Below are 10,936 nucleotides of genomic sequence, written 5' to 3' on the forward strand. Positions count from 1 at the left end.
AGTGTTTAGTGAGTCGATTCGTTTGGAGTGGACCAAAGCACTGGAGTAATGACTAGGAGCATGCTGTCTTTCTGCTTGTCGACAGCGGTGGACGCACCGGTCAGTCCAACGTTATTCTTTCCAGAATTTGAATTCCGCCCGAGCTTTGCCAGCACGATCTGCTCGCCAGGACGCACCATCAACATCTGACGACTCGCGCGGCGCGGCACGGTTTTCGATTTAATTTGGGTTCCGTTGACACTGGTTACCTCGAACGGGACACCATCGGTCACGTCAACCACAACTTCCAGCATCATCGAGTTGTTGTCGTAGATATGAGGGGTCAGTTCGATGTTCACGCCGAAGGAGTATTCCTTCTGGGTCACAGTCGTAGAGGACGACGTGTTGTTCGCTGTTGTGCCGGCCTCGGCCACGTATTCCTTGGTTGTCGAGTTGCTGAATGGCAGAGGCATGTTGTTGAGGGTATAACCATTGTCGTACCACTCTTCCGAGACCCCGGTCATCTGATTGATAGCTTGGATTAGCAAACTACTCCCTTCGCCCCCGCTTAAGCCATCGCCGATTGAGCCGGGGGAGCTTGGGGTAGGAAGCGGGATTTTCGGTGCGAGTCTGAATACTCCTAATCCCCCGGTGTCGGTTACCAGGCTCGCGCCTGGGATGCCAAACAAGCGGAACTTGTTGCTTGTCATCAGTGATGACCAGTTCAGACCGGCCTGATTGCCGTCCGTATCGGATAAGCGATAGAGCTTCAAATCGAAGTAGGCAACGCGAACTGAACGACGATTCATATCCTCCATGAACAATCCAATGTCACGCAGGCGTTCAGGAGTGTCGGTGACAGTAATCGTGCTTGAGGCGTTGTTAACTATCGCAGTTCCACCCGCACTGTTACGTGCATGTACCTGTGCAGTCAGATCCTTCAGATATGAGAAATCGAGATCACGGGTCAGTTTTGTCGAAACGCCGGCGGAAGACGAGCTGGCTCCTGTTCCAGTTCCAATCTGGCCAGCAGTGGAAAATGCTGTGATGTGCTTGAATGCGCCTGTAGCACCTTTAATTTCAAAGGACTTGCTTTTGTAACGGAAAAAATGAATGGTTCCAGCCTCATACTCCCAACTGATTCCGAGCTTGGAGGAGACTAGGTTCAAATAATTCGCAAGCGAACCCTTAAAATCGAGAGAAATGCTGCGCTCATTTTCGTAAGCATAATTGCTCACCTGGTCATTCTTGACCTGCGTCGACGCACCCGCAACTGCTCCTTGACCATCGGACGGCAAAGCTGACGATTTGAGATAGATATCTTGGCTTATTTCAACACGGATACCGGTGTACTTCGTCAACATTTCTGCAAAGGTTGGAAGGTTTACCGGTCCGTCAGAAGAGGAAATGAACTTGATTTCGCCAGAGCCGAACGGTTTTGCAAAAACAGGTGGTAGTAACTTTTCAGACGATACCGCGACCATCTTGTTACCGAAATAAGCTCCGTCGCGGTAGAGGATGTGCTTACGGTTACTCGAGTCCTCAGCCTTTGGCATGGTCTTTTCCAAGTCATTCATGCGCGCAACCATCTGCTTCTTCGCCTCGGAGACTTCCTTATTGACCGCACAGGAACATAACGTGGCGACAACACCAGCGATCGCGGCCATCCTAATGACAGTTGTTCCGATATTCATTATTTAGATCCCGAGACGAGTTGAATTGCGTTGTTTTGCTTCCAATGAATCGCCTTCATGGGCGTCGTATCGTCATACGAGGAGAGCAATATTTCGAGGGCCTCGTGGAACGTCTTGCCGCAAAACTGTGCGGTCAACGAAATCACCGGTTCCTCGCCGGTGATTTCCCATGCGAGCTGATAGCCGCCCTTTGTGGCCCATCGCTCCAGGACTTCGCTCAGTTTGGTGTCCGAAGGAGAGATCACATAGGGGCACCCTTCTGGCTTTGTTGGTACTGTCGCAGCTGCGGCCGTCACCGACGTGGGTGCAGGACCACCAGTCCCGCCAGCGATTGCCGCCATGGCCCCAGCCCCAGCCTTTGCTCCCTCTGAATCAGCTTTATTCCTGTCGGCCACTGCCAATTTATCGGCCGCGGCCTTTTTGGCAGATTCGACGACGCTTCTAGCCTGGGTTATCCCAGCTGGTCGAGGACTTGCAGCCGGATCCCCAAGTGTCGGCATCACCGCCCCATATTCACGTGCTCCTGACGCAACACCGGTAGCAGGCGAGGTCTTGGCACAGTTTGCCTCATTCGCAATGCTCTCTTCCAGGGGGATTTCTTGCGTACCGGCATAGTCGACGGTCGACGAACGAGCACCGAGCTGGAGCGAATAGTTTTTGTACAATCCCGGCACAACCAGATACGGACCCTGAGACCGTGGTGTTATAAGTACGCGATTTCCGCAAGGTGTGAGTGCGAAAATGGCGGGTATAGTGCGGTCTGGATTGAATTGGAAATAAGTTTCCGTCCCATTGTCAAACACCTGCGTTGGCCAAACGGAGCGATCTCCTTTGGTTGAGTACGAGAAGTTGTACCCAGCCGCACCCGGTTGAGCACCACTGGCTCCAGTTGCCAGAAATGCTGAAGCCAGCAAGAGCATTACCTTCGATCGGCATGTTAAGTAAGACAAAATGGTCATTCCGAATTCCCTTTAATATCTTTTGGTCTGTCCTGCTTAGCGGCGATATGGTTCTAGCTCGATATCATGCGCAACGTTGACTGAAAACTTTATTCCGGCCGGGACCGTGATCGTCGGGCCCAAGGACCTATTTCGTTCGATCACCGCACGATTCACATCCCCGAAAATCTGTCCTGCAGCCGCAATCCCAGGAGATCCGGTATTGACAGTGACGCCGGAGTTTTTTGGTTCAGCAGATGCAGCCACATAGGCTCCGATCGCAGTCAGCGTCGACACAAAAAACATCTGCGTATAGTGGTTATTAACATCGCCGCCGACCCCGCCCCTGCCGGCAGCGTCCATGCCGATGTTCCCTGGGAGATCGACTGAAATGCCATTCGGCAAAATCATTCGTTGAAATGCTAGATTTACCCGGTCCTGACCTACGCGAATATCACTGTTGTAGCGCCCTATCAGCTTGGTCCCTTTCGGGATCAGCAGTGCAGCTCCACGAATCGAGTCATAAATATCCATCGTGACCCGCGCTTGCACCTCTCCCGGGAGGTCCGTATTCATAGCAGTCAACATAACCGCGTTGATCACACTTCCTTGCATCAGGACGAAGCGCGAGGTTGGCGCATATCCGCGAGAAGGCTCGTGACTCTCCGCCATGGTCGCGTTTTCCTTAAGCCAGTCGTTTTCCAATTTCCCCTTGCTGGCCGTGGTTTGTCCCGGACTACCGGCCCCCATGCCAAGCAAACTGTTGATCTTCTCCTGTGCCTGTGCACGCCCTTCTGCCTGTTCTGTCTGCAGATCGGAAATCTTTGCCATCCCAGAAATCTTAGAGTTGCCCCCATTAAGATTTTGAAGAGTGTCGGACGAATCATTGATGGCCATTATTGGAGCCGCACGTATTAAATTCTCCCGTGCTGCAGCTTCGATACGTGGATCACTTCCCGACTGCTGGGGAGTCCCTAATGGAACAGGCAGCGCAATATTTCCAGACTTGTCGACCGCGGGAAACGACTCCCCGCCACCGCCTCCTGGGAGAGGAGAATTTTTGCCTTTGTCGTTCTCCGCCTGCAATTTAGCGCGCTCTACTTCTTGAAGCCGCTTCGCTTCCTCAGCGTTTTGTCGTTTGCCGGCGTCAGTTTGCTCGCCTGCGATCCGTTCAATGGTTTCAACAGATGGGACGGTCGCGGTATCTGCTTGCGACTTTAATTGTTGTTGCTTCGGTGCCTGATTACCAGCCATCGAGATTTGCACGAACATGACAATAACGACACTCGCGATAACAATCCCGCCGACGATCCAGATCAGATTCTTCGGTACGGAAAAGCCCCTTTTATCAATGTTCGCTGACAACAGCGAATCTTGGTTTGACGATGACATGAGTAGGTACGGTTAGTTTCTGAACAGGCCCATCAACCCAGAACGAGTCGTCTTGGAATTTGTGATTCGCACTTCCTGCTTTCCGATTTTGAGCAAAACTCGATCGATCAGGCGCTGCACTACCAAATACTCACCATGGACTACATAGTTTATTAACTCGGCATCGTTATCCGGAGTAAGCAAGAAGAGTGCTGGCAGCTCCTGTAGCTGTTGAGGCATGCGGATGTATGTGAATTTTCCATCGTCCATTACGCCAGCTGGTTTGAACGGCGCATCACCGTCGATCTGGTAGCTAAAGTTCACCGATTCAAGAGATACACCGGGCGCCACCACCTGCGACGTCAACCGTTTATCTTCTGCTACCGATTTTTCTTCCACATCAGCTTGTTTTATTTCGTTGAGAAGAATCAGCTCTGGATAGTCCCATGTGACGCGCTGATACCACTTCCCTTCGGTAGAATTCGACGTTAGCAGCAGCTGATATGTACGCTTGTCGGTAATGACCGTGGCTGAGGTGTGAACGTTTTCAAATTTCGGCTTGACGAAGATATGTTGTCCATCAGCCGTTTTAGCTACTTCCCATTGAATCGTGTCACCCAATGCGATTGCACGGACCTTTTCCTCTGCATTGAACTGGATATCGGTAACCGACTTGGGACGCGAGAGAATCTGATAGCTGTTGTGCTGGTCATAAGTGAACACAACAAGACGAGTGTCGCCAGGTAACGCAGTCGCTGAAATTTCTGCCGCGGCCCATGAGTGCGCCAAGAACAGGCAAGCAACGATCAGATTGCGAATGAGTTTCATAAATCAGGAGCCCTAGTTTCCAATTTCTTCGGATTTGACGAAGTGCGTTACATAAATACCGATCGGATTTTTTCGAAGCTCTTCTCCGTCCTTTGGAGGCGTCATGGCGTAATGAATGGTGAACATGTAGCGATTGGTAGTTACCTTATTAGCCCCAGTTCGCTCCTCTTCTGCGACGCGAATGAACGCAATATTTTGCTCAACACCGGGATTGATAGAAATGAATTTGACGGTCCGTGTCAGGGTGCTGTCTTTGACCAGGCGCTCAATAGGCTTTTCTTCGTTTAGATACTCCGTGAACTCTTGAACCGCTTTGTCACGGGTAAGCGCGTACGCTTCTTTTATATTTTTTTGGGTCTGATATGGATCGATCGTTCGCATTTTTTCGATCCACTTGGATAAAAAGTAGCTCTTTACGCTTTCATCTGGCTGAAATTTCGAAGCCTCGACAGTTTGAGCGACAGCCCCAGTCTCCCGATTCAGGGTGACCATGTATGGAACAGCAGTTTTGAGTGGTAAAAAATGGTAAAAGGCCACGGCCATCATAAATATGACGACCAATGACCCAACGGCGAACACAAACCAACGAGAAGCTTCTACCTTGGACGATCCATAGATCTCATGGAACCGAATTTCAGCTTTGGCGAATGCCGTAAGCGGCGCGTTTCCCATGTCGGAAATGGCCGCAAATGAATCTTTCTTTGACTGATTGGACCCGAAGATACCCAAGATGTACTCTCCATGCTAATGAGTCATCATTTCATCATTGAATTGCATGAATATCGGCGCGATAAACCGCCGAAAACAAGGCAATTATTGATAAGGGTAAAGGGGGAGATATTGCGTCGTGTCGGCGGGACACGGAGTCTGTGTTGGTGCCGGTGCAGGAGTCGCTGCACCGGCCGGGGGGCAAACCTATCCTAGAACAACGTTCTTCGCTTCTAAGACATCCATCATCTCGACGGGCGTGCCCTGAGTGTCATTGGAGCGACCGATCATCTGGTTTACAGCTTCCTGCAAAATCGCTGACGCATCTGCAATTGAGGTGTCCACGCCAATTGCCACAGCTATGCTAGCCGCAGAAAGATCCATTGCGAAACTGGCGGGGGATTGACTCATCCAGCGTTCGACAAATTGCTCGATCCCTGCCCTGTCTGGAAGAGGGAAATACAGCTTCTCGGTGAATCGCCCTCCGCGCAAAGCGGCTGGATCAATTTGATCAGGGTGATTGGTCGCAGCTACATACACGATGTCCTTTGTTTTCCCGGAGGCGCCATCCATCGCGGCCAGCAATTTATTGGTTACAGAGGTGACATGCGACATCTTTCTGTTTGCAAGGATATCGTCAGCCTCATCAATGAAAACAATGCACGGCCTGATATCCTTTGCTTCCGCGAGAATGCGATCGATTTCTGCGGGGTTGTTGATCAGGTCATTACCCGAAGTGAACAGAAACGCCCAGCCCGAGGCTTTAGCCAAAGAGCGGGCCGTTTCCGTCTTGCCAGTTCCTGGCTCTCCAGAAAACAATAAACCCGCAGGAACGGTCCCGCCGAGTCGTTCCACCCGTTCAAACTCTTTCATGCGAACGCTGATCGACGTCAGCTTTTGGCGTAGCTTTGTCGGAAGTATCAAGTCTGCGATATCTTTGGTATCGGCCGGTATTTTTCCCTTCCGACCTTGCACGCGACGTAATGCCGCGAGAAGCTGCTCGCCCTCGACCTTGATAATTGGCCTTTCTCGATCCATCTCAGCCAGCTCCTCCCCGACCGCCTGGATTCGTTTAACGGAATAACCATCCCAACGGAGGGCTACGGTATGAACTGAATCCGGATCATAGGGAACATGGGGCAGGTTATGCATCAACGATTCGAGCAAGATGCCGAGTCTCGCATGAATGTCCGGAGTAGGCACCTCGATCTTGTAATCGAAACGTCCCTCTCGAATGGCAGCTTTGTCAAGTTTGTCCAGGAAGTTGGTCGCACCAACGACGATCACACCTTTGTTACGGATATTGACTATCTCAGTCAGGATACTGTTGGTCGTCTTGGAGGTTTCATCGAAGCCGCCACCGGCCGGCGAGGTTCTTGATGGGATCAGACTATCAATCTCATCAAAGAACAGAAGGCATGGTGCCTGTGCAACTGCCTCACGGAACGAGATCATGACGTGCTCGGTCGTTTCATTGATCCACTTACTCGCCACGTCCCCGTACGTCACGGTGATATATTTCAGACCCATTTCCCCTGCCAATGCATCTACCAGAGCGGTCTTGCCATTTCCCGGGTCGCCGAACAGTAGAATTCCGTTCCGACCATTTGGATGTCGCGATGGGTCAGTGCTCGGAGCAACGATTTCAGTCGCGGCCCTTTTTAAGCGTTGCTTTACTTCCTCCATGCCATGGATGTCATCGAGTACCCGCTTAGGCCATTGCGCTGGAAATCGATGGGTGTCATGCGCCGCGGTCGGATTTGCGGGCGCCATACTCGCCGCCTGCATCTGCGCTGTCACTGACGTGGAGGGAGAGCCTGGGTGAGCAGTCTGTTGGGAATTGGTCGCACGATCAGCAGCTGCACTCCAAGCCATACGCAATCCTTGGCCGAGAATGAGGACAAGAATCCAACCTGATCCCAACTGGGCAAATTTCCAGATCACCATCAATTGAGCTAGAAGAAAGCCAATTGCGATGAACAAATCAACGCGCCTGAATACGTGAAGTGCCTGAAATAGGTAACAAATATGGATGATCGAAAGTGCAGTTGCAACACTCTGCCACACGAAATGATCTTGGGATTGTCGCCACATCCCATAATTCAGGACTACGGTTACGAAGAGATAAAAGGCTTCATACCCATAAAGCAGCAAAGATGTGGTTTTGCTGGAGTCCCCGGCTCGTTGTTTGGTTAGCTCGTTCATGTGTTAGCCCGTATATGTTGCTTTAGCTATACGGTACATGAAATTTCTATAAATCAAGCTCCAAGGATGTGAATTTTCCTTAATAACCACATGAACAACATCGATCCGACGTACAGACTAGCGAAGGCTCCAGCAACAGAGAGATACGGACGCGCATTAACAATGTTGCCTAATACGCAATAACAATCGACCCTGAAACTTGATGCACGGTAATTTTTTTCGAATTCTTGAAGTGCTTCTTTAGAATTTTCCGATAATTCCCGAATCTCGTTAAGCCTGGTGAGATATACCAAGACTTCCTCTTTGGCCGGCCCAAATGATTCGAGAAGGCTCGCTGCCAGCCTATTCTTGATTATGTCCATAGATCGTCATCCCCTATGCTTTGAATGAAGACGAAGTGCCGGGTAAATTCTGAGCGCCACCAGCTCCCGAACCAGCGCCAGAGGTTTTTGAGGGCGTGAGATTTCCGCCACCCGCGCCCCCTCCTCCTGCAGGTGCTCCGGATCCGCCGCCATCCGGCAAACCACCCCCACTCGGCTTCGAATCGGGTTTAGGCATGGAAGGCACTTTTGGAACACCGGTAAATCGATAACCCGCCCTGGTTGCGCCGCTCAACAAACCATCTGCAATCGACCCTATTTGCCACATCAGGTACGCAAATATGGCCGCAATAGCCATAATTCCGATCAAAGCGGACAACCGCAATGCCTGACCTTCAGCAAAACCGTCAATCTTCATCGCGGAAATTTTACCGAGTGCCACAGCAACCGTCGAATTCAGCAGGCCCACCATAACTAAACCAACAACCTTGTGAAACACCGCCTTGATGAAAAACTTTAACCAACCGTCGAAGAGGAATGAAGCTTGCTCCCAAACCAGGAATGGAATGAAGATTGGTGCCAGAATGATCGCAATATGAACAAGTATTTGGCTGACGATAAATTGAGCCATGGCAATTAATCCACCCAGGATCATTATCGCCATCGCAAAAAATTTAAGTAAAAGGGTCATAAGTGCAATTTGCAACCCTGTTCCCAAATACGCACCTATGTTCGTCAAGGCCCCCCAAACACTTCCTCCGTTGGAAGTATTTGAAGCTGGATCTGCCCCCTTGTCGCCGGCCGGCAAGTCTTGACCAAAATTAGCAGTTGGAGCTTCAGAATCAAAAACCGTAAAGGCCGCATTGAACATGACGTTTAATGCGGAGCTCGCCGCATCAAAGCCACTAGATCCCGCCCCTGTGGGCGACACTTTGTCCGCGATCATATCGGCCGAATCGATTAACTTCTGCTTCAGTTGGAAGTCATCCGTAATCATCAGTGAAGCAAAAGAACCGAGCATGACGAGATACAGAAACTGAGCGATCAATTGTCTGCTACTCCCACCCTCCAACAAAGTGCGGAGCGATTGGAAAACAAGCAACATACCAATGATCGAAAACAACAGGGTAATCCCGTATTCGTTCAGCGGATTGTGCTGACCAAGATTGACCACTACGTCCCGGAAGGTATCCAGAACGAGATTAATCCCATTTAAATCGCCGCTCGGGTTGCTCATTATCTTCTTTCGTGATGCACAGGCTTCAGCTTCCGTGCGCAACGCACATTTATTTTTTAGACCAGGATTCCAGCTCGCTACGGGAGCGGTTGTTGGCGTCATGTACTCGTTTGGCTTCCTCTTCACGGCGCTTCTTAATCATGCGGGCTTCGTTTTGCCGGTTGCTCAAAGAGTCGACATCTTCGTTATTTTTCTGCATGCTATTCAGCGCCATGGTTTTGATGACTTCGCCATTTTGCGTGATGACTTTATTCATTTGGGCGTTCATCAGCTGCATCGCCTCATGCATGCCCGCCGTGTTACCGATCTTCCCTTGCCATTCCCTGACCTGGTCATAATCTGTATTGACCTTTTCCAGAGACTGACGATCGATAGCGGCCCGGCTCTTTGCCGATTCAACTCCGCGCTTGATACTTGCGTTTTCGCTCTCGGTATAGTCTTTCCATGACATTTGCGCTGCGCTTTGATCATCGAATCGCTTTTGCAATAAATTGCGGCTTTGTCCTACGTCGCCATAGGTCCGGTTTACAGATTGTATAAATCCGTTGATATTGCTGAGTTCATCTTGATTACGCAACCGCATAGACGACAGGTCGCCCTCCGAAAGTCCCTTCAATTGCGCTAACTGCGTCCGGTACTGTTCGTATTGAGTTTTCAGTTGCATCGCACGGTCATAGGTTGCCTTTAAGGCCTCCATAGCCGTTACAAGATTTTTTGAAAAATTCGCAGGATCGAAAACCACACTACCGCTCGCCATGCCGAAGGCTGAATCCGTAACCAAGACGGACATGATCATCGTCGCGATCGCGACCCGTTTCAGTGTTACAACTACTTTTTCCATTTTTCTCTCCGAAGTGAAAGGCGACTATTAAATCGATTTTCCAAAAAAATCAGCTGACCCGCTCCGCCACATAGTCAAATTTCCAATTATTTGAGCCATTCCCGTTTTTATAGTGCTTCCTAAAAATTGACTTTGACCGCTCATCAGCAGCAGTGCAGGCCATAATTTCCTTTGGAAATTTAGCATTAACCATTCTCGAGAGTTTGGGAGTAACGATGTAATACTGTTGTTTCGGAATGGCGGTTGCAATGCGATCGATCTGGGCGCCGTTTAATTGAAATTTAGTCTCATACAATTCCCGGTGCGCGAACGCATTTGGGTTCGCCAAATAAATCCGGTTCTGCATGTTGTCGATGATGGTTGCAAAGATGTCGCTTGTTGCGATTTCTTGCAGTGATTGTGTCGCCATGATCACAAAAGCATTTTTTTTCCGAAGCGTCTTGAGCCAGTCATTAATGCGGGCAGCAAAGGTCGCATTGGCCAACATAAACCAACATTCTTCAATATAAATCAGTGTCGGCCGGCCATCCAGCATCTGATTTACTCGGAAGAACGCATATTCCATAAACGGGGCGGCAACGTCTGTATCCATCAGACCGCCCATTTCAATACTTACGAATGGATTCAAGTTAAATTCATCTTCGTAATTATCGAAATATTTTGCGTAAAGACCTGACCCAGTCCACGTCTGGAACTGTCGCTTGAGCTCGTTATTTGCAATGTTGTATGTGTAATTTGACAGGTTCCAGTTTTCGGCTGGTTGCTCCCTGAGTTGTGTCATGGCTGTTAACAAAACCTCGTCATCCTCAGCCTGT

9 protein-coding genes are annotated in these 10,936 nt (G+C 50.1%); all 9 read right to left on the reverse strand.

Features of this window, described 5'->3' with window-relative positions; genetic code table 11:
* Positions 1–5 precede the first annotated feature (5 nt).
* Positions 6–1,673, reverse strand: coding sequence for a hypothetical protein (locus tag ACFOFO_RS19845; RefSeq protein ID WP_390332543.1), 1,668 nt, complete (start codon positions 1,671–1,673; stop codon positions 6–8).
* Positions 1,673–2,632 (reverse strand): TrbG/VirB9 family P-type conjugative transfer protein, encoded by a 960-nt coding sequence (locus tag ACFOFO_RS19850; RefSeq protein ID WP_390332545.1) that lies wholly within the window; start codon positions 2,630–2,632, stop codon positions 1,673–1,675. Before ACFOFO_RS19850 ends, ACFOFO_RS19845 begins: the two co-directional genes overlap by 1 nt.
* A gap of 36 nt (positions 2,633–2,668) precedes the next feature.
* Complete coding sequence (locus ACFOFO_RS19855) at positions 2,669–3,976, reverse strand: TraB/TrbI/VirB10 family type IV secretion system protein (RefSeq protein WP_390332547.1); 1,308 nt, start codon at positions 3,974–3,976, stop codon at positions 2,669–2,671.
* Between the two features lie 39 nt (positions 3,977–4,015).
* Positions 4,016–4,810 carry a TrbG/VirB9 family P-type conjugative transfer protein gene (locus ACFOFO_RS19860; protein WP_390332549.1) on the reverse strand — a complete coding sequence of 265 codons (795 nt, stop codon included), beginning with the start codon at positions 4,808–4,810 and terminating at the stop codon, positions 4,016–4,018.
* Between the two features lie 12 nt (positions 4,811–4,822).
* Positions 4,823–5,539 carry a VirB8/TrbF family protein gene (locus tag ACFOFO_RS19865; protein WP_390328569.1) on the reverse strand — a complete coding sequence of 239 codons (717 nt, stop codon included), beginning with the start codon at positions 5,537–5,539 and terminating at the stop codon, positions 4,823–4,825.
* Between the two features lie 186 nt (positions 5,540–5,725).
* A complete protein-coding gene (locus tag ACFOFO_RS19870; RefSeq protein WP_390332551.1) occupies positions 5,726–7,723 on the reverse strand; it encodes an AAA family ATPase in 1,998 nt (665 codons plus the stop codon).
* A gap of 375 nt (positions 7,724–8,098) precedes the next feature.
* Positions 8,099–9,280, reverse strand: coding sequence for a type IV secretion system protein (locus tag ACFOFO_RS19875; RefSeq protein ID WP_390332552.1), 1,182 nt, complete (start codon positions 9,278–9,280; stop codon positions 8,099–8,101).
* Positions 9,281–9,329: 49 nt separating this feature from the next.
* Positions 9,330–10,121 (reverse strand): hypothetical protein, encoded by a 792-nt coding sequence (locus ACFOFO_RS19880; RefSeq protein ID WP_390328580.1) that lies wholly within the window; start codon positions 10,119–10,121, stop codon positions 9,330–9,332.
* 49 nt (positions 10,122–10,170) lie between these two features.
* Positions 10,171–10,936, reverse strand: a 766-nt coding sequence (locus tag ACFOFO_RS19885; RefSeq protein WP_449369384.1) for a TraG/VirB4 family ATPase, incomplete at its 5' end; no start/stop codon positions are given.

The sequence above is a fragment of the Pseudundibacterium arcticum genome (genome assembly GCF_042646465.1).
Lineage (GTDB): Bacteria > Pseudomonadota > Gammaproteobacteria > Burkholderiales > Burkholderiaceae_D > Undibacterium_A > Undibacterium_A arcticum.